The following is a 25,960-nucleotide window of genomic DNA, read 5'->3' as shown; positions in this document are numbered from 1 at the left end:
GTGTCAGAGATTCTATCTGTAAAAAACCTGGTGCTAAGCCGTGATGGAAAGAAAATCCTGCGAGGGGTCAATCTTGAGGTAGGCGACCGGGAAATTCACAGCATTATCGGCGCAAATGGTGCAGGAAAAAGTACCCTTGCCTATACCCTGATGGGACTCCAGGGTTATGAACACGAGGAAGGCAGCCTCATCTTTAATGGGGAAGATATTTCAAAACTTTCAATAACCGAACGTGCAAAAAAAGGCATTACCCTTGCCTGGCAGGAACCTGCCCGCTTTGAAGGGCTGAAAGTAAGGGATTATCTGGCAATCGGGGCAAAAGGCAATGGAGGCGCCACTGAAGAAGAGCTGAAAGAGGCCCTGAGGAAGGTTGACCTTAAACCTGAAAAATACCTGGATAGGGAAGTTGGAGAGGCGCTCAGTGGAGGTGAAAGAAAACGCATAGAACTTGCGTCCATAATTACAATGAAACCGAAGCTTGCTATTCTCGACGAGCCCGACTCCGGAATTGATGTTGTTTCCTTAAAGGAAATCGTAAACCTGATCCAAACTTTCAAAGAAAACGGCTCCTCGGTACTTGTAATCACACACAGGAAGGAAATTGCAGCCGCTTCCGATAAAGCATCCCTGATGTGCGAAGGGGTTATCCTCAGGAGCGGAGACCCCCTGGAAATCAGTGAATTTTTCAAAAACAGGTGTATACCATGTGACAGCAGGGTATCCCCACCAAAGGCGGCCTGAAAAATGACTCAGATAACTCTTAATACGCTTTCCAGCGAAATCAAAGATATGGACGCAGCCTATTCGGCATCCGGTGGAGATGCTGAAGTCCTGCATAACCATGAGCTTGCAAGCCTTGTGATAAGCGGAAATAAGGTTCTTAATGCGAATGGGATAGAAGGAATTGCGCTCGAACCCCAGGAGACCGAACATGGAGTGGACGTTAAACTGACTATTAAGAAAGGGTACAAAATTCCATTTCCTATCCACCTTTGCTTCGGGCTTATTCCTGAAGATGGGCTCCAGGAAATAAATATGAATTTTGTAGCCGAAGAAGACTCGGCTGTTGAACTCATCGCTCACTGTACATTCCCTAATGCTGTAAAGATTATTCATAGAATGGAGGCTCAAATGCATATAGGGAAGAATGCTTCATTAAAGTACACAGAAACTCACTTCCACGGACCACATGGGGGAGCTCAGGTAATTCCAAAGGCCCATGTAAAGGTAGAGGAAGGCGGCAGTTATTTCAATAATTTCTCCCTGATCTCGGGAAGAGTAGGAGTTCTCGAATTCGACTATGACGTGGATGCCGAAAAAGATTCTATCTGTGAAATGGTTACCAAGGTCTACGGAAAAAAGGACGACAAAATCAGGATCATGGAAAAAGTATCCCTTAATGGGGAAAACGCCAGAAGTGTGATCAAAAGTCGACTGGCCATTACCGAAGATGCGGAGTCGGAGTTTAAGGGAATTACTGAAGGTCATGCACCAAGGTCCAGAGGACATGTGGACTGTTTGGAGGTTCTTCAGGGCAATGCAAAAGCCGAAGCTGTCCCGATTATACGTGTTGATAACCCTCTGGCCAAGGTAACTCACGAAGCAGCAATCGGGTGTGTAGACAAAAAAGAAGTCGAAACTCTTATGGCCCGCGGCCTTGAAGAAGACGATGCTATTGACACTATTGTAAAGGGAATGCTGGCTTGAAGCCTCTTATTCCCTTTTACAGGGCATCAATTAAGTGTGTCAGTAATGAAATGTAGAAAGCTAAAAGATGTACAGAGTTAAAAAATGTAGAAAACTAAAAGATGTGCAGAGTTGAAAAACATCCAAAGTCGATCCCGGAAATTAATAAAAGGGTCCCGAAATTTAGTTTGAGTAAGAGGTGGGAAGTATAATTGGTGAAATTACTATCTTTGAGAAAAAATATTCAGAAAAAAACCTGCAACTTATTACCGGAAAAAAAGATATATCTTCGCATTACCAGGATATTCCTGAAGAGATGCTGCTTTTAAGTGAAGTTATAGAAGACCCCCTCAAACTCCCTTACATGCTGGAAGCTTTCTATACCGCACCGATAAAGAATGAAAAAGCCTTTCATTTTGCTCTTGTGCGAGTCCAGGTAGACTCTGACCTCAGGATGCATGAAGATATCCAGAAATACCAGCAAAGGAAGTACGTAGCCGAAACCCTGGAAAAACTGCTCTATGGAGAGCTTATGCTTTCTGTAGGAGAAAACTCAGGCACGGAAGGGGATTAATTGCTTTATCTGTTTTTTAAATTTTTGTAATATAACCTTCTATTCGTCACTAATTTTATATTGAATTTTACTAAGTTCATTTTTGTTTATGAATAAAAAATTTTATTTATAAATAGAAAAATCTGTTTATTAATAGAAATTTTTTCAGATCCTATAGTTTTTTATTCCAATAATGAATTCTAATTTTTAAGATCCCTGTTTTTTAAATTTTTAGAGCATATAAAAACTCAAAGTAGTATAAAAATTCAAATATAAACAGTAATGAATGAATTTAGTTTTTACCAATCCCATCAGTTAATAAAAGAAAACTTATTATCTTTTAATTTACAAGTATTCCATATAATTCTATAAAGTCTTCTTTATCTTGTCATCTGTATAGTCGCACTTAGTTGCAATAATCAACTTAACCCAAAAACTCCGGATTCAGTGAATTGCTATACTATCCTTCCATAAAGTCGGTTAAGTTTCAATATAAATCAAAATCTCAAGAAATTCAAAATGATCTATATACTGGCGGTCTAAAATGAAAGGAAAGAATTTTAATAGAATGTTTAGGAGGCAGACCTTAACCAAAGTTTTGGGAATAACGGTACTTGCTTTTTTAATGTTAGTGAGCATCGCAGGTGCCTCACAATTTGCATACATTACAAATGCACAAAGTAACAGTGTCTCTGTAATTGACACAGCCACAAATAAAGTTACAGCTACAATACCTGTAGGATCCAACCCTCTGGGAGTTGCAATTAATCCAAATGGGACAAAGGTTTACGTCGGAAATGCTCTTAGCAATGATGTATCTATAATCGACACGGCAACAAATAATGTTATAGCCGCAGTGCGTGTAGGAAATTCTCCCCAGGGAGTTGCAGTCAGCCCTAACGGAAAAAATGTATATGTAACAAACCGTCACAGCAACAATGTTTATGTGATTGATACCACCGCAAATACTGTTGTAAGTACAGTGAATACGGGAAAGTATCCAGAGGGAGTAGCGGTAAGTCCTGATGGAAAAAAGATATATGTAACAAATTATGGGGACAATACTGTCTCTATAATTGATACTGCCACAAAAGCTGTTATAACCACGGTATCTGTAGGAAGAGGCCCCAAAGAAATTGCGGTCACACCAGGCGGAAACAGGGTGTACGTGGTGAACTCAGATGGCGGGAGCATCTCCATAATTGACACGGCAACAAACAGCGTTACAAACACGATGAAGGCAGAAGGAACTCCCTTTGGAGTTGCAGTTACTCCAGATGGAAAAAAGGTGTATGTGACTAATAACGCTGAATATTTCAGCACTGTTTCTGTAATTGACACGGCAACAAACAAGATTATAGCCACGATACCCGTAGGCCCCGATCCTAAGGGAATTGCAGTCACTCCGGATGGAAAGAAAATCTATGTAGCAATTAACTTTTATAACACTGTCTCTGTGATTGACACAGCAACCAACGCTGTTACAGCCACGATGCTTGCAGGAAAAAGCCCTTACGCTTCAGGCCAGTTTATAGGTTCTATTCCAGTACAACCAGTTTATCCTTTAGCAAACTTCAGCAGCAATATCACATCAGATTACGTTTTCCTTTCTGTACCCGTGCAGTTTACAGATCTCTCAATAAATGCAACTAAATGGGTCTGGGACTTTGGAGACGGGTCTGGTTCGACAAAGCAGAACCCCACGCATACCTATCCTGCAACAGGAATCTATACTGTTAGACTGACTGTAAGCAATTCAAAAGGTACAGATTCAAAGCTTGCGACAGTAAATGTTGTACCAAAAGGTTCTCCTGCACCTTCATATGCATTCATTACAAATCTTGACAGCAACACTGTTTCTGTAATTAACACAGGAAACAACACCCTTACAGCCACGGTGTCTGTAGGGACCGAGCCTTTTGGGGCTGCAGTTAGCCCGGATGGAACAAAAGTATATGTAACAAATACCAAATACGGCGAAAGGGGTACGGTTTCTGTAATTGATACAGCAACAAACAAGGTTACAGCTATCGTGGATGTGGGCTATAAATATAGTCCCTGTGGAATTGCAGTCACACCGGATGGAAAAAAACTATATGTAGCGGACCGTGACATAAAAGCTGTCTCTGTAATTGATACATCTACAAACACTGTTACAGCCACCGTGCCTGTAGGAGTTAATCCTTTAGGAGTTGCAATCACACCGGATGGAAAAAAAGTATATGTAACGAACCGTTACAGCAACACTGTTTCTGTAATTGATACCAGCACAAACACTATTATAACGACTGTGAAAGTTGGATCTGGCCCTTGTGGAGTTACAATTAACCAGGCGGGAACAGAACTATATGTGATGAATTGTGAAAGCAATACTATTTCTATAATTGAACTAAGTTCAAACACTGTTACAGCCACAGTGCCTGTGGGACAATGGCCTATGGGGGTTGCAGTAACTCCTGATGGAAAAAAGGTGTATGTGGCAAATGAAGGCAGCAACAATGTATCGGTAATTAACACCGCAACAAAAACTGTTATAGCAACTGTAAAAGTCAAAAAAAACCCTTACGGAATTGCAGCCACTCCGGACGGAACAAAGGTATATGTAGCGAACTCCGGCGATAGCGATCATCTCGGAAACACTGCCTCTGTAATTGACACTGCTACAGATAAGGTTACAGCCACAGTAAACACAGGTTTCAGGCCTATTGCTTTCGGTCAATTTATAAGTCCTCTTCCAGCACAACCAATTTATCCTGTTGCAAACTTTAGCAGCAATTTCACATCCGGTTACGCTCCTCTTTCAGTCCAGTTTACGGATTTCTCGAAGAATGCAGATGGGTGGAACTGGGATTTTGGAGACAAATCCACTTCGACACAGAAGAATCCAGTACACACTTATTCCAGAGCAGGGACTTACAATGTAAAATTTAAAGTAAACAATAAAAACGGTACTGACTCGAAATCTGCCACAGTAACTGTTTTAGCACATCCAGGATTTTCTGCGTCCCCAACTTCAGGCAGAACGCCACTTAGAGTTAGTTTTACTGACCAGAGCACCGGATCGCCAGCCTCATGGAACTGGACTTTTGGAGATAAAACTTATTCAACGGAAAAGAACCCTGTGCATGTATATAAAAAATCAGGAAAATATTCTGTTACACTGACATTGAACGAAACGGGAACCAGGACTGCAGTAACAAAATCCAGCTATATAACTGTTTCAAACGGGTATGAAACCCCTATTGCTGCTTTCTCTGCATCTTCAGCCTCAGGAAAATCACCTCTTACTGTTAGTTTTACTGACCAGAGTAAAGGGTCGCCAACATCATGGAAATGGACTTTTGGAGACGGCACGTACTCAACCGGAAAGAACCCTACACATACATACAGCAAAGCAGGATTGTATTCTGTGACATTAGCAGTAAATAATGCATATGGCAGTAATACATTAACAAAAACTGACTATATTGTTGTTTCAAACATTTTAAATCCGCCTGTCACCAGTTTCTCTACGTCCCTTATTTCAGGAAAAGCACCTCTAGCGGTTGATTTTTCTGGCAAGGGTACAGGGTCGCCAACTAAATGGAAATGGGTTTTCGGAGACGGGAATACTTCAACAGAAAAGAATCCTGTGCACATATTCAACAAATCAGGACTTTATTCTGTAACATTAACAGCAAGTAATGAAAAAGGCAGTAATGCCCTGACAAAAACCGGCTATATTGCTGTCTCAAGCACTTTAAATATTCCTGTTTCCAAATTCTCTGCGTCCTCTACTTCAGGAAAAGTGCCTTTTACGGTTAGTTTTACTGACCAGAGCACAGGGTCGCCAGCCTCGTGGAAATGGACTTTTGGAGATGGAGGTAATTCAACAGAAAAGAACCCGGTACACACATACAATGAGGCAGGGCTATACTCTGTTAAACTGACAGTGAGTAATGCAAACGGCAATAATGCTCTGACAAAAACAGGTTATATTGCTGTCGTCTCAAACGTTTTAAACAACACTCCTGTTTCCAAATTTTCTGCCTCCCCTGTTTCAGGAAAAACACCTCTTACTGTTAGTTTTACTGACCAGAGCACAGGGTCACCAGCCTCATGGAAATGGAATTTTGGAGATGGAAGTAATTCAACAGAAAGAAATCCGGTACACACATACAATAAATCCGGAAATTATACCGTTGATTTAACAACGACTAATGAGGAAGGCAGTAATAAGTTGCAAAAATCAAAATATATAAATGTAGTTTCTGTGAACGGTAGTGTGGTATCGAGTCCAGTATATATTGTTCCTGTCTCAGCTTTTTCGGCAACTCCGACTGTAGGAAGTATGCCTCTTACTGTTAGTTTTACTGACCAGAGCAAAGGGTCACCAACTGCATGGACATGGAATTTTGGGGATAAGAACACTTCAAAAGAGAAAAATCCGGTACACACATACACTAAGTCCGGTAGATATGCAGTTACATTGACAGCAAGTAACGCGAACGGCAGTAATACTTTGACAAAATCCAGCTATATTTATGTCTCAAACGTTTTAGCTCCTCCTGTTGCCGGTTATTTTGTGTCTCCTGCTTCAGGAAGTATGCCTCTTAAGGTTATATTTACTGACCAGAGCAAAGGGTCACCAACTGCATGGAGATGGGCGTTTGGAGATGGAAACACTTCAGAAATGAAAAATCCGGTACACACGTATAGTAAATCAGGACGATATACTGTTACATTAACAGCAAGTAATGCAAATGGCAGTAATGCCTTGACAAAATCCAGCCATGTTGTTGTATCAAGCGTTTTAGCTCCTCCTGTTGCCAGCTTCTCTGCATCTCCGATTTCAGGAAAAGCTCCACTTACTGTTGGTTTTACTGATCAGAGTACAGGATCACCAACTAAATGGAAATGGGTTTTCGGAGACGGGGACAATTCAACAGAAAAGAATCCTGTACATACATATAATAAATCAGGGCTATACCCTGTTAAATTGACAGCAGTTAATGCAAATGGCAGCAGTGCCCTGACAAAAACCGACTATATTGCTGTTTCAGGTGTTTTAACTGCTCCCGTTGCTAATTTCTCTGCGTCCCCTGCTTCAGGAAAAGTGCCTTTTAAGGTTAGTTTTACTGACCAGAGCACTGGATCGCCAACATCATGGAAATGGGTTTTTGGAGATGGGAACAATTCTACAGAAATGAATCCTGTGCACACATACAATAAATCAGGACTATATTCTGTTACATTGACAGCGAGTAATGCAAACGGCGATAATACATTGGTAAAAACCGGATATATTGCAGTTTCAAACTCTCTTGTCGCTGCTTTTTCTGCATCGCCAACTTCAGGACCCGTACCGTTTAATGTCAGTTTTACTGACAACAGCACTGGATCACCAGCTTCATGGAAATGGGCGTTTGGAGATGGAAATACTTCAACCGAAAAGAATCCTGTACACACATACAACAAAACAGGAGGATATACTGTTAGCTTAACCGTGGATAACTCCGAAAGCAGCAGTACTGAAACCAGATCCAGATATATCATAGTTAGTAAGTAAAAATCTTACTCAAAAAATGGCTTTGTAGAAACCCATCTATACCAGCTTCAAGAGGATAATTATAGATAAGGAGATATAATGACATCCAGTTTAAATTAATAAGGATAGGACTTACGCAGTTTAACTGAAAAATCAACAGCATCAGGCCGTTAACTGTATAAAACGTGACTTTACTCCAAAATCTTTGAAGTAATTGATTTTGTTTCTCAAGTGCGTAAGTCCTAAAGGATTCATTTAAGATTTTTGTGGATTAGATGGAGTCAAACAAAAGTGGGTTTTGTTGCTTTCTCACAAAATGAAAGAAAAGAAAGAGATAACTCTAAGAGGCTGTCTGAATTAGAATTTACGCAGTTGAACCGAAAAATCAACAGCAGCCAACCGTCAACTGTTTAAAACGTGACTTTAATCCACAGTCTTTGCCGTAATTGATTCTGTTGCTCAAGTGCGTAAGTCCTATGAATATTATATTTCTCTTATTTTCTTACGTTTTTTATCCTACCTAGCGTCGCGTCAATTTTCAAGGATTCACTGATTCCAAATAATTGTAATTGATTTTATATGACATTTTGCGATTGACTTGACCCTAGGATAAGGAATTCGTTTTGTTTGTTATAACACTAGCGAACAATAGGTTACATGTAGTATTTAATTTTAAGACAGCCTCTAAGGTAGTTGTGGAACCCTTGAGTTATAGTCACGCCTGTAATTGTTGCAACAAAAACCGTCATTGCACCTCATTGAATATTTGCATTATTTAGCCTTGTGACTATAATTGGGAGTTTAGTAAATAATATCATCTGTGATAATATTATCTGGAGATTTGATAAGTAATAATGAAAATTAGAAGTGCGACCATCGTGACACCGAGAACAGACTCAGTCATAACAAGAATTTGAGGCCAAGGAACTGAAACTGCTATTCCAACAAGAGTTGAATTGTACGTTGTATTAGATGTGATATTAGGTTGTACGTTAGAAAAACCAAGGCTTGTAAATGTAGTTAAGCTCATATATATATAATCATACCAGTGAGTATCTCGCCCTGTGACAATTATACCATTGGTTAAATAAAAAAAACCCGTAAATAGACCAATAATCAATAAAGATATAATAACTGGATTTAAAATTCTTTCTCCGTAACCTGTCAATATCTTAAGTATCAACCAATCGAAAAATATTGCCCTAAGTTTGTTGCGCAAACTACCATTTGCAAGCAACAGCTTTCTGTACGTTTCGCCAATTCGATAATGTATATGTTTTTTTAATAGATAATTACCATTTGCAGAATGAAAGTTGTACAATTTATTATAAACTTCGTAAGCTCTTTCGTAATAACTTTCTTTTTTACTAGATGAAAAATTTTTATAACAATTTTCTAGATCGAGATTGTCAATTTTGCTTTTAATATCAGAAAAGTTACTTATTTTTTTATAATTCTCTTTGTTTTCTAACCATTCTATCAAATCTTCATAAAAAATGAATTTGTCACTATAGCTTGAACCATATCTTATCAATCCCGCTGATAAGAGACTATTGAATAAATCATCGTCAAATGAATTCCCGTAATTTATAAGCTCATCAAAATTATTTTCTTTATTTCCGTATGGCGACCTTAAACCATTATGTGTTATTTGGGAAACATCAAGTAATTTTTTGTTATACAAGTTATCTGCAATAAACTCATTAATTTCTCTTTCGTATAGTTGATAAGTCTCAAATATTTTCGCATTTCTGAAAGTCTTAGTTTGGTCTATATAAGAATGATAAAGATTAGCCCTAATTAAATTTGTATTGTATAAACAAGAATTGGAATCAAAATAAGAGCCCTCTAAATAAGCATCCTGCAAATTAGCTCCCGTTAAATCTGTTCCATTTAATATAGAATCTCCTAAATATGCTGCATGAAGGTTAGCACCACGTAAATCTGCATTCTGTAACTTAGTTTGTGATAATATGGCCCCTTGTAGATCAGCATCCTCTAACATTGCTCTTCCTAAGTTTGCTCCACTTAAATCTGCCCCCCTAAGGTTTGAATTCAGAAAATTTGACTTTTGAAGATCACACATAATTAATAATGCACCCTCAAAGTTGGACCATTGTAGTCCAGCTTCTCTTAAATCTCCTTGTACTATAACTGATTTTTTTAAATATACTCCAAAAATTTGTTTTCCCCTTAATTCATCTAATTGACTAGGACGAGGATACTTTCTATCTCTTTCTACGTGCCAAAAACAGTACTCTCCTCCAGACTCAGCCTCAAAAGGGCATTCAAAAGGCCAATTAATTTGCTGATCAAAATAAACTTCTTGGAACTTACATTGAGTCAATCATATTCACCTCCTTTGCATAATACTTACTTAATATCATCTATTTTTTTTAAACCTTAGGACTTACGCAGTTGAACTGAAGAATCAACAGCACTAGACCGTCAACTGTCTAAAACGTTACTTTAATTCACAGTCTTTGCCATAATTGATTTTGGTCCTCAAGTGCGTAAGTCCTAAACCTATCAAACAACTCAGAAACTCTTCCTTGGGGTAATCCCAGCGTAGTTGTCACCAGGTACCTACTCACTGAATGAAGAATAGTTATGGCTTCTATTATAGTGTACTAAAAGCGCTATCTATGCCTTGTTTTTTACTCAATTGGGATGAAAATAGCTTAATTTGGGTTCATGCGTCTTCGGTTAAGTAAAAGATTGTGAAAACTACGTCCATTTCCACAATATTTGTTAAATAGTTTAATAGTTGCGGGCTGGAACAGAGCATCTATTTTATACAAAGAGGCGAAAATTTAAAGCCGGTTTCTAATGCAAAATCGATAGTTTTTTGGCAAGAAAACTCCTTAATCGATGACTAATAAAGTGATTTTAATTATTTTCGGAATTTCATGAGTAAAAGTAAATTTCATGTATTTGCTGAATATTTAAAAATATATCTATGTTTAAAAAACAACTTCAAACGATGGATTAAACTTTATAACTGTATGGTAAAATTTTTGCACATTTTTAGAGTTAAAAAACTCCATTGAATTTGAAGAGGATACCAGTAGAAGAACAATTGAATTGAAAACTCTTTTTATTCTGAGGAAACCGGGATGAGAAAAAACAATAGAATCAATGTATGTGGCAGGACTATAAATTATGAGATCGTATACAGTAAAAAGCGAAAGAGTGCGGCTATTTTAGTCCGCCCGGACATGAAAGTCGAGTTTCGGGCACCTCAGGGTCTGAGTGCAGATACTATTCAAGGAATGGTTGAAAGAAAAGCCTGGTGGATATCTAAAAAGCTTGAATGGTTCGAGGAAAACAGACTGCCTGATCAAAAAAAGCAGTATTGTGCCGGGGAAGTTTATCTTTATCTGGGCAGAGAATGTCCTCTGAGAATCACATCCATGAATAACATTAAAAAACCTCGGGCTTTTTTCCAGGATTCCGAACTTAAGGTGGAGATTTCTGAGAGTACTTCTGAAGATCAGCTTCCCTTTCTGGTGAAAGAAGCCGTCTGGAATTTTTATAGCAAACGTGCCGAAGAGGAAGTTGAGAAGCTTCTGAAGATTTATTCGAAAAAGCTCGGGGTAGATACTCCAATATTTAAGGTAAAGTACCAGAAAAAGCGCTGGGGAAGCTGTTCTGCAGAGAATGTATTGAGGATAAATTTCCAGCTTATAATGGCACCACCGAAGCAGCTTGAGTATGTAGTAGTGCACGAACTCTGCCACGTAAAAGAGAAAAATCATTCGGCACGGTTCTGGAAATTTGTTCGAGAACTCATGCCTGATTATGAAAAACACAGAAATAGCCTGAAAAAAGACGGCTGGAAATATGTTCTTTGAAGCCAGTAAAACTAACACTAACTTTAATTGAAAATCATTTTATCCATAAAGAAAACAGAAGGAATTCAACAGAAGGAATTCAACAGAAGGAATTCAACAGAAGGAATTTAACAGAAGGAATTTAACAGAAGAAATTCAACAGAAGGAATTTAACAGAAGAAATTTAACAGAAGAAATTTAACAGAAGGAATTTAACAGAAGAAATTCAATTATTTAACCTTTCCTTATTTAAAAAAACATTTCAGGTTCACCCATGCAAAATATACTCTCAGTTCAGTCCCTCACGAAGAAATTTGATGATTTTACAGCTGTAAAAGATATCAGTTTCAACGTTGAAACCGGCTCGATCTTTGCTTTTCTTGGCCCAAACGGGGCGGGAAAGTCCACAACTATCAAAATGCTCACAACTGTTTTGAAGCCCACATCAGGAAAAATAAGCATTAACGGTTTCAATGCGCTTAAAGAGCAGGATAACGCCCGTGCATCTTTCGGAATAGTCTTTCAGGACTCCAGCCTTGATGAAGAACTGACTGCTTACGAGAATATTGTTTACCATGCAGTCATCTATAAGGTACCTAAAAAGGAAAGAGACGAAAGAATCCAAAAAGCCCTGGAAATTGTCGGGCTCTGGAACAGGCGGGAAGACTATGTTAAAAGCTATTCCGGCGGCATGAAGCGCAGGCTTGAGATTGCGCGGGCGCTTGTCCACTACCCGAAAATCCTTTTCCTTGACGAGCCTACAGTAGGCCTTGATCCCCAGACCCGAAATTCTATATGGAGCCATATCAAGAGCCTGAACAAAGAAAAAGGAATGACAATTTTTCTGACCACGCATTACATGGAAGAAGCCGAAGCAATTGCAGACCAGATTGCAATCATTGACCACGGAAAAATTATAGAGTCCGGCACTGTTGAAGAAATAAAGAAACGGACGGAAACCGAATCCTTAGAAGAGGCTTTTCTGAAATTAACAGGCCGGGATATCAGGGACGATAACGAATCTGGGCACAGAGTACGGGCTATAAGGGGTATGAGAAGGAGGGTCAGGCATTGATCGAGGTAATCTATATCCTCTGGCTCAGGCAGCTAAAACACTACTGGCGCTCAAAAGCGAGGTTGCTTGGTTCTCTCGGGCAGCCTCTACTCTTTCTGATAACATTTGGATTCGGGTTCGGCCCAATGTATACAAGAGCAAGCGGAGGGGCAAATTACCTGGATTTTCTTGCACCAGGAATCGTCTCAATGTCCATCCTGTTTACTGCTGTATTTTCGGGGCTTGAGGTTATCTGGGACAGGCAATTCGGCTTTCTCAAAGAGACTATGGTAGCTCCTATCTCAAGGACAGAAATTATGATCGGAAAAACCCTTGGAGGCGCAACTATAGCCATGATCCAGGGTCTGATCGTGCTGAGCCTGACCTATCTACTCGGGTTCAGAATTCCAGGCCTTGCAAACCTTGCCTTCGGGCTGGTCTTCATGTCCCTAATAGCTATCTTCTTTACAGGCCTGGGCCTTGCCATAGCCTCAAAGATGAAAGATATGCAGGGTTTCCAGCTGATTATGAACTTCCTGATCATGCCTATCTTCTTTCTATCCGGCGCCCTTTTCCCCCTCGAAAACCTTCCGCCGTCGATCTATTTTATAAGCAGGATCGATCCCCTTACCTATGGGGTAGATGGCTTAAGAGGAGCAATTGCCGGAATGAACGTGTTTGGAATCTATAATGACCTGGCAGTAATAGGTTTGCTCTCGGTTCTTGTCTGCATGGTTGGAGCATTCTTGTTTTCAAAAATAGAGGCATAAATGCCTCCTTTTTTTAAAAATCTACAAATTCAAGGTTCAAAGTTCAATATAAGTTGAGGTATTATATAGATCACTGATGGTTATTCTGCTTCAGTGTTGTACTATTATATACCTTAAAATTATTATAGCTTTAAATCAGGAATCTGACTAACTGAGTTGGGAATTCACGGTTACTCAGGATTTAAGGCAGGTTCCCTGGATTGACATATTAAAAAATGAGGCATAAAGGTGCTAGATATTATTGAATTTTTAGCCCTGGGGTCATTTCTCGGCCTTGCTGCAGGAACATCTCCAGGCCCACTGCTTGCTGTAACCATTTCTGAAACTCTACAGTACGGCAAGTGGGAAGGAATAAAGGTTGCAGTGTCGCCTCTGATTACGGACCTGCCAATCGTTTTATCCGTATTGTATGTGCTGTCGCATCTGAAAAGTTATGATTTTATTATCGGAATCATTGCGTTTTTTGGGGCTTCATATCTAATATATTCAGGAATCGAATTACTGAAAATCAAAAAAGACAGCTTTGAATTAAATGTAGAAAAACAGGATGCCCTTAAAAAAGGAGTTATTGTGAATTTTGGAAACCCACATCCATATGTCTTCTGGTTTTCCATAGGTGGGCCGATAATTTATAAGAGCCTGAACACTCAGGTTTCAGCCACGATTCTGTTTATATTAGGGTTTTATATCTTTCTTGTCGGGTCAAAGGTAGCCATCACATTAATTGTAGAAAAGTCAAAGTCCTTTATAAATAGTAAACACTACTTTTCTATCATCCGTGCCCTGGGGATTGCACAGATTATCTTCGGATTGACTTTTATTAAAATGGGATTGAGTTCACTAAATATTATATGATTGTTCTGTTCACAGACGGAAAAGAATGTGGCATTAAGAACGGGACACGAAAAAGTAAAGCAAGAAGAACGGACCGTGTTATAAAAGGGATTGAAGAGAAAGAGAGAGAAAGAAAGAAAAACTAAAGAGGCTGCCGGGGAAGGGAAGAATGGAAAAGACTGAAAACACTGAAAATTAGGCAGGAGAAGTTAGAGTAAGAAAGGCATTAAACCTGTTCTTGCTCCTGGAAACAAAAGTATGCAAGAGGCAGATCTGCCAGTGTTAAAATAAAAAGTAAAAAGGGAGTTATCCCTTTTATTAATTTACTTTTATTACTTTACCTTTATTGCTTTACAGTTATTTTCATGCAGCTTTTATTTTAATGGCTGACTTTTTAATCTGCTGTACGTGACAATTTCCAGCACCATATACAGTTACTTTTGCGTCATAGGTACCAGGCTTTTTTATAATAAGTGAACAATTGCAGATATGCTTTACCGTGCAGTGTGTACAGTAAGATCTGCAGGATGCAACTACTTTTCCATTTTTATCCAATACCTGGTATTGAACACTTTTAACAGTGCCTGACGTATAAGTTGTAAACCCTACTTTAGCTGGTGCTATTCCAGTTGGATTGTTTACTGTGAACTTTACAATTTTTACATTACAAGCAGCATTAGCTGACGCGCCTGCAGTAGCAGTACATAACGTCAAAACCAATAATACTAATATAAAGAAATTTGTTGTTCGTTTCATCAGGTCGTATGAATAGACAACATTGATTATATAATTATAGAAACGGTTTAAATAAATATAAATAAATATAAATAAATTTGAACATGTGGCGGCCTGGGATGTAGACTCCTTCATAACCCCTAAAACTTGAAGATAATTAGTCAGTAGACGATTTGTGAATTTACTGTGAGAATGTGACCTGAATTTTAGTCTCAAACCTGAATTTTAGTCTCAATACACTTTATAAGACTCAACAACCTTTACTGGTAAGTTATACCACCCCCCGCTATTAAACAGGTACTGGGATTTACATATGCCACCCTCTGCAATATTAACAATATAGCCTTCATTATACGGTCCACCGCCTTTACCCATACAATTTGAAGAGGATACATCTGCTGTATTAAAAACACTACATGCATGACCAGGACTACCAGTAAAACTGGTAATTTCAGATAAGGTTTCAGTTAAGGGCATACTTGCTTGAGGCCCGAAACCACATCAGCAAGAAGCTCCATAGGGATTCCCATAATCATTTCATCATCTGTAAGCGTGGCGTAAGCCCTGCTTCCAGTGCAACCAAGTGTAACGCCTACTGTTCCTTCTTTATAAACCTGCACAACACCGTCAGAACATACACTCTGTGCTCCTGAAAAGCTCGTTTCAAGCCTTCCTCCTATTCCGTACATTGCTGCCTGTGTAAGCAACATCATCTGTTTAGGATTACCGACAACCATAATGACATCCGGAATAAATGAGGTATCTTCCAGGGGAGAATACAGAATAGCTTCTGTTGAATTAGGCGGAAGGATTGAGATCATATCAATAGTACGTCTTGAGGCGCCCAGTGTGCTGAATAGCTCGAATTCTTTGTAATAAAGCTCCCCAGTGACCAGATCTTTAGGAACTGAGCCAAGTCCCATTGCACCAGCTCCAACTTTACACATTTGGTTTTCATTTAAAGTGTAGAACTCTTCTCGGGTTCTTCTAACTTTATCCACAAATTGGCAGTGAGTCATACACTCTTCTGCTTTCTTGATACTTTCCGGAATTTCTGACCCTTTCGAAATCAGCTTTACTGCTACAGGAGACGTTATGATTTTCAAATGTTTGATCAGTTCCTGTCCATGGCGATTTACTTCTTTAACATCCATAATTTAACACATCCAAATTTTTAACTTTAATTTTAAAGTTTTTATAACCTTAGAACCGTAATTTATTTTAAGTTTCTTAATTTTTCATTTATGAACCTGCAAAACGCCGTCAGAACATACACTCTGTGCTCCTGAAAAGCCTGTTTCAAACCTCCTTCTTAGCATGAAAATACTGCCATCTGCAAGCACTTTCATTGGTTGTGCATGTTATTCAAAAAGTATCATGTTCCTTTTCTGCAAACTTACAATCTCAAAAAAGTTGTATTATAGAAAACTCCATATCAGAAGGTTACCATCATCTACACAAAAATTTGATTTCAAATTTATAGCAAATTCGAGACACTGCCGGAAATCATAAGCAGTGATTCGGACATCCTGTTTAAAGTCAAGTTTTTGTGCCTATGTACAACCTGGTTCTTTCGATGCGTGGATTTATATTTATTTCTTATTTATATTTCTATTAATATTATATTCTATGAATAATGACTGTTATGTTGCATATGTTTGAAATTGACTAGGACTTATGCAATTGAACTGAAAAACCAACAGCATCAGACAGTCAACTACCTAAAAATCAACTACCTAAAACATAACTTTAATTCGCAGTCTTTGCTGTAATTGATTTTGTTCCTCAAGTGTGTAAGTCCTATTGACTTTGTTGAAGTCCTATTGACTTTGTTGGCAATTGGTAAAGTTGAAACAGATTTGAGGAGTGAATAAATGGGTATAAAAAAGACAGTGGCTATTTTGCTGGTAGTCTGTTTTATAGTATCAGTGACAGTTGCGGCGGTAAGCGCAAACCAGCAAGAATATAACAGAGGCTACAAAGACGGCTGCAGAGACGGCTATAAAGACGGTTTTAAAGAAGGCAAAACCGACAGTAAGAGACCCTACAGTGCATTTATAAAGAAAGAAGCTCGGAAAAGCGACTATGATAAAGGTTACGAAAGAGGTTATAGCGACTGCTTCCCAAGAGGCTATAAAGCAGGTCTGAGAGCTGGATCGGCAGGTGGAAATCAAAAAGAATATGATAGAGGCTACAAAGAAGGCTGTAGAGACGGCTATAAAGACGGATTTAGAGAAGGTAAAGCCGACAGCAGGAAGCCCTACAGTGCATTTATAAAGAAAGAAGCCAGGAAAAGCGATTATGCCAGAGGCTATGAAAGAGGTTATAGTGACTGCTTCCCAAGAGGCTATAAAGCAGGTTTGAATACTTGAACCCAGCTTCGACAGGTAAACATATAAGTTAATATAATTAATTTTCATATCTGTTTTCTTGACCTTCCATGGCAGATAAAAACAATAATAGAAGAGTTGAATCCTCAATAAAACGTACAAGCTTCTGAGGTCACCCTGGTCTCATTGCCGGAGTTTTCCAGGAGCTTGAAGTTGACAAATTGATCGATGAGAAACTTCCAAGAACGAGATCACAAGGTTCATCACTTCATCTGCATCCCTGCCATGGTACTCAATGACCCTGGTTTAATAGGGCAACGTCTGTACCTTTTTCCTGATTATTTCAAGACTATTTATTTTAGGACTTATTTCAGGACTATTTATTTCAGGACTATTTATTTCAGGACTATTTATTTCAGGACTATTTCTATAGCAGGCGGTCTCAAAATAACATTTGATTCTACAAAAAGGTTAAAAAATTAGATTTTAAAGCAAGTATGTACCTGAATTCCAGAATAATTTCCGACTCACATTTAAAGTCAACAACATAAATTACCCAATTATAGAAATGATTCGAGTTTTGAGACAGCCTGCTATTATGGCTCTTCGTTGTTTTGTGTGGATATCCTCGTAATGTCTTCATAAAAACCAATGCGGTCTTGAGTTGAAAAGCATCTTATCCATACGGAATCGCGAAGAGCCTAAATTATTTGATTTGTGACAGAAAACAGAAATAAATTGTAGGACTTAATAATATAAATTTGGCAGTTATTGACTTTTACGACGCTCTCAAAGTAAAGCCAGAAATTGCCCAAAGATAGTTGAAACAGAAAGCTGTAGACAATATAAATAATCCAGTGTCGGGTCAACCGCAAAATGTTAAAATGGCTCTTCGTTGTTTTTGTGGATATCCTCATAATATTCTCATAAAAACCAATGGTTTCGAATTGAAAATCAGCTTATCCATAGGGAATGACAAATAGCCTATAAAATCAATTGCAATAATTCAGAACCATTGACTCTATGATGATTGACTTGACGCTAGTGGGAAACATAGGACAATAGATAAACAGAAGCAGAAGGGCAGATTATGGTACGCATTTCAGACAGGATAACAGTAATTCAGGGAGATATCGTAAAACTGGAAGTAGATGCAGTCGTAAATGCCGCAAATTCAACTCTTCTTGGGGGCGGAGGAGTCGATGGCGCTATCCATAGAGCTGCAGGGCCAGGACTGCTGGAAGAATGTAAGGAATTAAAAGGTTGTGCTACAGGAGAAGCAAAAATTACAAAGGGATATTTTCTGCCTGCAAAATGGATAATACACACTGTCGGGCCGGTATGGCAGGGGGGACAGAAAGGAGAGGATAGCTTGCTGGCTTCCTGCTACAGAAAAAGCCTTGAACTTGCAAGAGAGTATACTATAAAAACCATTGCCTTTCCAGCTATAAGTACAGGAGCATATAACTTTCCTTCAGAGAGAGCTGCAGGAATTGCAGTTTCCGAAATAGCTAAATTCCTTCAGGGAAATGGATTGCCTGAAAAGGTTTTTCTTGTTTGTTTCAATAAAGAAACATGCAGAAATCTTCAGGAAGCATTTTCAGGAATCTTTGAAGTTTAATTTAAATTTTAGGCAAATTAACTTTATATATTATTTTAGACATTCTAAGTATGTTTATTAACAGTATATTTATAATACAGTTGCCTGCAAAATCAGAAGGATATCTTTAAAAAGATACTTAAAAAATAGGCTGAAAATTAGTCTCCCACGATCAATTATTGAGGATCGTTTATATACAATGTTAGGAAATTAAATTCTAAACGAAAATTTAATGACAACAGACTTCGGGCTGGATATAGTGATGACAGCTCCCGCGACTTCAGTCGCAGGCATCTATGGAATTTCAACCGACGCTACAAGCGGTTCTTGTAGCATTTGCAGCTTCCAAGACAAAACTTGACAAATGAGTATAGAACGTGTAAGAACAAATAGCTTGTAAGATCGCGAAAGTTGGTACAGATGAAGGCTGTATCCCACAACTAAAGTTGCGGGAATTGACCATTCGCTTCTCCTAAATTTAAAGGTTAACGCTGGTAAATCGTTAACATTTTCAAAAAGATTTTAAATTGGCAAGTGAGAGGCAAAAGCTCGCAAAACTGATAAGTAGGAGAAAACAGAGCAAAATATTATAAAGGTCTGATAAAAAAGACTAGTATTAAAGTTTCAGATATTTGAGCTTCCAGGAACATAATCAGAAAAGTGCAGGAACAGAATTCGAAGAGTGCAGGAATAAAAGTAGGAAGTGTAGGGACAGAATTAGAAAAAAGGATCGGAGGAGTTGGTTATCAATCACGATGAAGCTTTTCAAAGAGGACTTGGCCTGATTAAACAGAAAAAATACGAAAAATCGATTAATGTTTTCAACAAGATTGTAGACAAAGATCCAGGTCACACAGGAGCTCTATTTAACAGAGGACTCGCACTACTGAAAATCAAAAAACCAGAAGAAGCCCTTGACTCCTTTGACCAGGTACTGCACTTCGAGCCCGAAAATTTCGATGCCCTGTACAAAAAAGGAATCGCACTGGCCACCCTTGGAAAGTTTGAAGCAGCTCTCGAAACCTATGACAACGCACTTGAGATAAATCCTGAAAATCCAAAAATCTGGTACCATAAAGGACTGGCGTTTGCCGAAATGGAAAAAAATGAGGCTTCAATTCTTTGTTTTGAGAAAGCACTTGAGCTTGAGCCGGAATGCGAAAGCGCCTGGTATGCCCAGGGCACCGTAACTGGAAAAGCCGGAAACTACGAAGAAGCTCTGGAGTGCTTTGAGCACGCACTTAAGATCAACCCAAAAAACGCAGACGCTTGCTACTCAAAAGGTCTGGTTCTTGTACAGCTTGAGAAGTACGAAAAAGCGCTGGAATGCTTTGATTCCCTAATTCGAGAAAACCCCAGGCATAAAGATTCCTGGAAACAGAAATATTTTTCGTTGATAAAGCTTGGGAAGAACAAAGAAGCTCTGGAATGTGTTGACTCATTTTTAAGGAAATTTCCTGTCAGCGAGACGGCCCTCTATCAGAAGGGCATACTTTTAAACGAACTTTCCAGCTATGAGGATGCCGAGAAAACTTTTTCTAAAATTTTAAAAATAAACCCGGGAAATAAAGAAATCTGGCTCAAGAAAGGTATTGCTTTGATCCAGTTGCTAAGGCTCAATGATGCCATAAAAGCTTTTGAAGAAGCCATCAGGCTGGACCCTACTTATTTCGAAGCCTGGAATTACAAATGCCTTGCCCTGATGAAGCTTGAGGTCTATGAAGAAGCCCTTGAGGCTTTTGACTCTGTGCTTGAAGTTTATCCGGAAACTAAAGAAATCTGGTACAACAGGGCTCTTGCTCTCGTGAAACTGCAGCGCTTTGGAGAGGCTGCAAAATCTTTTTCCAGAACTGCCGAACTGGATCCTGCATATGGTGATGCCCTGTACCAGCAGGGACGCTTGCTCGCCAGAGAAGGAAAGTATGAAGAAGCTCTCAAAGCCTTCGATTCTATGCTTAAACAAAATGAAGAATTTATTAAGGCCCAAAAGCTCAGGGGTACCATGCTGATCAAGTTAGGCCGTATCGAAGAGGCTCTTGACTCTCTTGCACAGAGCCTTGAAAAAGAACCCGAAAACTATGGACTCTGGCTGCAGCAAGGATTAATTCTCCTTGACAACGGAAAATTCGAGCCTGCCCTGAAAGCTCTTGAGAAAGTTGCGGTACTCAAACCCGATAACGACGCATGCTGGATGAATAAAGGTTTTGCTCTTTATTCCATGGACCGCTATGAAGAAGCCCTTCAAGCCTTTGAAGAGGGTCTGCGGTTAAACCCGTATCTTGAGAAAGGCTGGAATAATAAAGGAATAGTGCTCGGAAAGCTTGGAAGAACAGAAGAAGCTCTTGAAGCTTTTGAAAAATCCGTGAGTCTCAGGCCTGATTTTGAAGATGCCTGGAGAAATCGAGGACTGATTTTACTGGCTGCCGATGAATATGAAAAAGCTATCGAAGCATTTGCCGAAGTTCTTAAAACAAGTCCAGAAGACCTGGATTCAATTTACAATAGGGGAACGGCCCTGCTAAAACTCGGAAAAACGGAAACTGCTCTGAAATGCTTTGAAAAAATCCTGTCCCTTAATCCCGATTATCCCGAACTTTTATACAGCCTTGCGACTGCCCAGGCGAAGCTCGGAAAGCAGGAAGAAGCCCTGGAAACCTTTGAAAAACTCTCTGCTAAAGATCCCAAAGACCCGGAAATCCAGTGCAGGAAAGGAAAATTTGCAATGGAAATCGGAAATTATGAGACTGCTCTTCAGGCTTTTGATCAGATGCTTAGTGAAAATCCGGACTCAAGGGAAGCCTGGTATAGAAAAGGAATTGCCCTGCTAAAACTTGAACGCTTTGAAGAGGCTATAAGAGCTTTTGATGAAGTAATTGTAAAAAATCTAAGTTATAAAGAGATAGATAACTCTGATTATGAGGAGCTAAAAAATCTCGATAGTAATGATATAGATAAATCGGCATGTGATGAGATAAAGAGTCCTGATTACAAAGACAAGAGTTCGGATTACAAAAACAAAAATCCGGATTACAAGGACGAGAATCCAAATTACGAGAACGCCCGCACTTACAAAGGACTTGCGCAAATGCAGCTTGAAAGGTACATCCCTGCCCTGGAAACCTTTGAGAGCGCTCTCGAAGAAAAGCCGGATTCTGATATTCTCTGGTACTACAGAGGCCTTAGCCTGTATAGGATAAACATGTTAGAGGAAGCAGCATGTGCCTTTGAGTCTGCAATTCGCCTTAATTCTGAAATGAAAGAAGCCCTTGAGTATAGAGCTCTCTGTCTGTTTGAAACCGAACAATACAAAGCTGCCCTGGAGGCTCTTGAAGCTGTACTTGAAAGAAATCAAGAGAACCTTTCCGCACTCCATAAAAAAGCTATTTGTTTCCTGCAGTTAAGGAAGTACGAATCCGGAGTTAAAACCCTTTCCAGAATACTGGAACTTGACCCTGGAAACAAAGAAGTAAAGTTTGAGTTAGGATTAGCCAGTTTCGAATCCGGGGAGTACACTAAAGCCCTTTCTCTATTTGAAGAAATAAGTGAGGACTCAGATAAAGGCTCTTTTGTATACTGCCCTGAAAAAAACTCATCTGAACGAAACAACTCTGAACAAAATAACTCTAAACAAAACTTCATTGAACAAAGTATCTCTGAACAAAATAACTCTAAACAAGACTTCAATGAACAAAGTATCTCTGAACAAAATAACTCTAAACAAAATAATTCTGAAGAAAAGTACTCTTCGTTCTACTGGAAAGGGCTTGCGCTTATCAAGCTGGAAGCTTACGAAAAAGCGCTTGAGGTTTTTTCAAGGCTTACAAAAAATAACCCCATGTTTGTAGAGGCCTGGTATTTGAAAGGAATATCCCATTCAAAACTGAAGCAGCATGAGGAAGCGGCAAAAGACTTTGAAAAAGTCCTTGAGCTTGACCCTGCTTATCAGGATACCTGTCACCAGTTGGGGCTTTCCTGTTTCGAGCTTGGAGACTTTGAGGAAGCTGTAAGGGTTTTTGAAGCTTCCCTGAAAATAGATCCTGAAAACCTTGAGACCCTTTACATGAGAAGTCTCGCTTTACTGCGGTCGGGGAGATATGAAGAATCGGCTTCAGGTTTCCGGGAAGTCTTCAAAAGAAATCCGTTCAATACTGAAGCTCTTGCACACCTGAGCACGGCCTGTTTCAAGCAGGGGTTTTATGAAGAAGCCATTGGACTCTTTGATCAGGTTCTGGAGATTAATCCGGAGCGAAAAACTGTCCTTTTCAGAAAAGGAGTTGCTTTAAAAGCCCTTGGAGAAATAAAGAGGGCTTCGACTATGTTTGACTCTGTCCTTAAATTGAAGCCTGACTGTACTTATGCCCTTGAGCAAAAAGCTTATACTCACTTCGAGCTTGAGGAATATCCGGAGGCCGTTGAAGCGTTTAAGACAGCGCTGGAATATTGCCAGAAAAAAGAAGATCTGCATTACTACAGGGGTATTGCCTTTTTCAGGCTGGGAAACTTTGAAGAAGCTGTCAGCTCCTTTGAAAACGCTCTTGCCCTCGGCTGCCAGCAACCCGAAATTTCTTATTACGCAGGAATCGCTTACTTTGAAAACAGAGAATATGAAAAAGCCGTGGAAGTCTTTAATGCGATCCTTAATTCCGGGGCACAGGATCTCGAAATTCTGTACAGAAAAGCCCTGGCCCTTTTCGAACTTGGAAAAACAGAAGAAGTGGTTTCTACAGTTTATGATCTTCTCGAACTTGTAACTGAGAACTTTAATACTAAAGACACTGGAGAGTTTGAAGAAGAAAACTATGAGGAAAGCGCAGGAGAGGAAAACGCAGGAGAATTCCCGGCGTTTGAGAACACAGAGGCTTTTGAAGAACTCCTTGAAAAGTTTGCATTCTCCCTTATAGAGCTTGGAAGGTATGAAGAAGCCCTCCTGCCGCTTAGAAAACTTACAGCAGGCGAATCAGCTTCAAAAGAAGCCCTTTACGGCAAGGGAGTTGTGTTTCAGGAGCTCGGCAGGCCTGAGGAAGCCCTTGAGATATTTTCAGAACTTTTATCCTTTGATCCTGGCTTTGAAAAAGCCTGGTACAGAAGAGGGCTCATTCTATTTTCTCATGAGTACTATGCTGAAGCCCTTGAGTCCTTCGAACAGGCAATTCTGGAAGATCAGACGGAAACTCCTGAAGAAATTGACGAATTAAATCTGGATGAAATTCAGAGAGAAAATCAGACCGAAAGCCCCGGGTTAAATGAGAAATTCAGATTAGAAGAAAAACTAAATGACACTGAAACCGAAGATGCCTGGACGAAAATGGGGCTCTCACAGATCAAACTGGAAGACTATGAAGCTGCTCTTGACATTTTTGAAAAAATCCTCGAAGTAAAACCTGATGCTGCCGACCTCTGGTATGTAGCAGGGCTTGCTCTAAGGGGGCTTGATCAGGATGGGCAAGCCGTTGAAGCTTTTGAAAAAGCCGTGGAAATCGATCAAACCCTGGAAGCTGCCTGGGAGCAGCTTGGGCTTTCCCTTCTAAGATTGAATATGTATGAGGAAGCGGATCAGGCTTTCAGTTCTGCTCTAACCCTGAAACCTGACAACGTAAATGCTCTTTACAGCCGATCAGTAGCCAGTTTCAAACTACAGCACTTTGAAGAAGCAGCTCAGGACCTCGAAAAGGTGCTCCTGTCTGCCCCTGATTTCCCGGACTCTGTTGAAGCCTGTTACAGGCTCGGGATTGCTAGAATGGAGCTTCAGGAGTATGAAAAAGCCCTTGAAGCTTTTGATATAATTCTGCAGCAGGACCCGGCGCATAGGGAAGCACTCTATTATAGCGGGCTTGTACTTTTCAACCTGGGTGAGTACGAAGCTGCCGCCGAAGCCTTTGGAATTCTGCTGGAATCCTCGCCCGAAGACCCTGAAAGCCTGAACTACCTCGGGCTCTGCCTGATGGAACTCGAAAGTCCGGAAGCGGCCCTGAAAGCCTTTGAAAAAGCCGCTCTTTTCAATCCGAAGAATGAAGAAGCTCTGTATAACGCAGCCACAACTCTTATCAAGCTTAACCGGCCCCAGGAATCAATTGGATATTTTGACCGCATCCTTGACATTTCCCCTGAAAATATCGACGTCCTGAACTACAAAGGAATCGCTTTCTGTAAGCTTGAAATGTACAGAGAAGCCCTGAAAGCCTTTGACCTTGCTCTGGAAAAAGACCCTGAAAACATTCAGGTAATTTATAGTGTAGGTGTTGTCTGTTTCAAACAGAAACTGTATGAAACTGCCTGCCGGGCTTTTGGTGAAGCTCTTGCCATTAATCCCTGGCACGAGCAGTCCCTGAAATATCTAGGGATTTCTCTTGCAAAAATGGAAGAGTACGAAGACGCCCTTAGAACCTTTGACAGGCTGCTCAGGATAAAACCTCACGATGTGCAGGCTATGAATTACAGGGGAGTTATCCTTGGAAAACTGGGAAGGTATACCGAAGCCATAAACACCTTCAGTGAAATCCTTCGTCTCTATCCCGAAATGGCAGATGCGAAAAGGAAACTTGAAGCCTTAAAATGCATCGAAAACAAAGAGGATTCCGGTGAAGATCTCTACTAAGGTTTTTGGGATAGGTTTTTGAGAGAGGGTCTGGAAAAGGTAGAAGAGGGCTTTTACCTACTTCTTTTTCTTAGAATACACATTAGATTTAAAACCGGTTAACGTGTGGCTAACCTCCCACAACACATATAAACACCGAATCATTTTTCAAAGTTTAGTATGAGAGATTATGTTTGGATCATATGTAAACCACAACTGCACACAATAAGGGTTCCTCATTTTAAAATCGCCATCAACAAAAATTACCAAAAATGAAATGTCGACGTTGAATAAGAAAGAGCGATTACTCGCTCTCCCTCTTCTAAGAACCGTACGTGAAAGTTTCCCTTCATACGGCTCAAGCATTCTATAACCTTTTCTGTATCAGGCAGCAGTTTTTTTTTTTCAAATGGAATGTCCTTTCCGGAAACTTAATTTGTATTGACGTTCACGGAAATAATTCG

At 39.7% G+C, this 25,960-nt stretch carries 15 protein-coding genes and 1 pseudogene; 13 read left to right on the top strand and 3 right to left on the bottom strand.

Annotated elements, in window-relative coordinates:
* The 4 genes from FXW07_RS18415 (at position 1) to FXW07_RS18400 (ending at position 7,787) form a co-directional block, all read left to right on the top strand.
* On the top strand, positions 1-741 hold the full coding sequence (locus FXW07_RS18415; RefSeq protein ID WP_229397068.1) for an ABC transporter ATP-binding protein: 741 nt from the start codon (positions 1-3) through the stop codon (positions 739-741).
* A 3-nt stretch (positions 742-744) separates the two neighbouring features.
* Entirely contained in the window at positions 745-1,707 is a 963-nt protein-coding gene (locus FXW07_RS18410; RefSeq protein ID WP_229397067.1) for a SufD family Fe-S cluster assembly protein, read from the top strand.
* 178 nt (positions 1,708-1,885) lie between these two features.
* Positions 1,886-2,260 (top strand): hypothetical protein, encoded by a 375-nt coding sequence (locus FXW07_RS18405; RefSeq protein WP_346655680.1) that lies wholly within the window; start codon positions 1,886-1,888, stop codon positions 2,258-2,260.
* 604 nt (positions 2,261-2,864) lie between these two features.
* A complete protein-coding gene (locus tag FXW07_RS18400) occupies positions 2,865-7,787 on the top strand; it encodes a PKD domain-containing protein (RefSeq protein WP_276573356.1) in 4,923 nt (1,640 codons plus the stop codon).
* An 808-nt stretch (positions 7,788-8,595) separates the two neighbouring features.
* Here FXW07_RS18400 and FXW07_RS18395 read toward each other — a convergent pair.
* Positions 8,596-10,113 carry a pentapeptide repeat-containing protein gene (locus FXW07_RS18395; RefSeq protein WP_229397065.1) on the bottom strand — a complete coding sequence of 506 codons (1,518 nt, stop codon included), beginning with the start codon at positions 10,111-10,113 and terminating at the stop codon, positions 8,596-8,598.
* Positions 10,114-10,882: 769 nt separating this feature from the next.
* On the opposite strand from FXW07_RS18395, the gene FXW07_RS18390 reads away from it, so the two are divergent.
* The 4 genes from FXW07_RS18390 (at position 10,883) to FXW07_RS18375 (ending at position 14,278) form a co-directional block, all read left to right on the top strand.
* Positions 10,883-11,620 (top strand): SprT family zinc-dependent metalloprotease, encoded by a 738-nt coding sequence (locus tag FXW07_RS18390; RefSeq protein WP_229397064.1) that lies wholly within the window; start codon positions 10,883-10,885, stop codon positions 11,618-11,620.
* A 253-nt stretch (positions 11,621-11,873) separates the two neighbouring features.
* Entirely contained in the window at positions 11,874-12,674 is an 801-nt protein-coding gene (locus tag FXW07_RS18385) for an ATP-binding cassette domain-containing protein (RefSeq protein WP_229397063.1), read from the top strand.
* Positions 12,671-13,423 (top strand): ABC transporter permease, encoded by a 753-nt coding sequence (locus FXW07_RS18380; RefSeq protein ID WP_229397062.1) that lies wholly within the window; start codon positions 12,671-12,673, stop codon positions 13,421-13,423. Before FXW07_RS18385 ends, FXW07_RS18380 begins: the two co-directional genes overlap by 4 nt.
* 228 nt (positions 13,424-13,651) lie before the next feature.
* Complete coding sequence (locus FXW07_RS18375; RefSeq protein WP_229397061.1) at positions 13,652-14,278, top strand: LysE family translocator; 627 nt, start codon at positions 13,652-13,654, stop codon at positions 14,276-14,278.
* A 342-nt stretch (positions 14,279-14,620) separates the two neighbouring features.
* On the opposite strand, the gene FXW07_RS18370 is transcribed toward FXW07_RS18375, so the two are convergent.
* Both FXW07_RS18370 and FXW07_RS18365 read right to left on the bottom strand, forming a co-directional pair.
* Positions 14,621-15,013 carry a hypothetical protein gene (locus FXW07_RS18370; RefSeq protein ID WP_156150985.1) on the bottom strand — a complete coding sequence of 131 codons (393 nt, stop codon included), beginning with the start codon at positions 15,011-15,013 and terminating at the stop codon, positions 14,621-14,623.
* A 446-nt stretch (positions 15,014-15,459) separates the two neighbouring features.
* Entirely contained in the window at positions 15,460-16,146 is a 687-nt protein-coding gene (locus FXW07_RS18365) for a DUF169 domain-containing protein (protein WP_229397060.1), read from the bottom strand.
* A gap of 720 nt (positions 16,147-16,866) precedes the next feature.
* On the opposite strand from FXW07_RS18365, the gene FXW07_RS18360 reads away from it, so the two are divergent.
* The 5 genes and pseudogenes from FXW07_RS18360 to FXW07_RS18345 all read left to right on the top strand — a co-directional run bounded on the left by FXW07_RS18360 (position 16,867) and on the right by FXW07_RS18345 (position 25,517).
* The gene (locus FXW07_RS18360) at positions 16,867-17,364 is read left to right on the top strand and encodes a hypothetical protein (RefSeq protein ID WP_229397059.1); all 498 of its coding nucleotides are present in this window, start codon (positions 16,867-16,869) and stop codon (positions 17,362-17,364) included.
* 68 nt (positions 17,365-17,432) lie between these two features.
* Positions 17,433-17,676: pseudogene (locus tag FXW07_RS18355) on the top strand (DUF4277 domain-containing protein); the annotation flags it as partial.
* A 736-nt stretch (positions 17,677-18,412) separates the two neighbouring features.
* Positions 18,413-18,943, top strand: a complete 531-nt coding sequence (locus tag FXW07_RS18350; protein WP_229397058.1) for an O-acetyl-ADP-ribose deacetylase — start codon at positions 18,413-18,415, stop codon at positions 18,941-18,943.
* A 211-nt stretch (positions 18,944-19,154) separates the two neighbouring features.
* Positions 19,155-19,283 carry a hypothetical protein gene (locus FXW07_RS19440; RefSeq protein WP_255679160.1) on the top strand — a complete coding sequence of 43 codons (129 nt, stop codon included), beginning with the start codon at positions 19,155-19,157 and terminating at the stop codon, positions 19,281-19,283.
* Between the two features lie 378 nt (positions 19,284-19,661).
* The gene (locus FXW07_RS18345) at positions 19,662-25,517 is read left to right on the top strand and encodes a tetratricopeptide repeat protein (protein WP_229397057.1); all 5,856 of its coding nucleotides are present in this window, start codon (positions 19,662-19,664) and stop codon (positions 25,515-25,517) included.
* Positions 25,518-25,960 lie beyond the last annotated feature (443 nt).

Source organism: Methanosarcina sp. DH1 (assembly GCF_020804205.1).
Classification (GTDB): domain Archaea; phylum Halobacteriota; class Methanosarcinia; order Methanosarcinales; family Methanosarcinaceae; genus Methanosarcina; species Methanosarcina vacuolata.
This window is presented reverse-complemented; position numbering and strand designations above follow the sequence as displayed.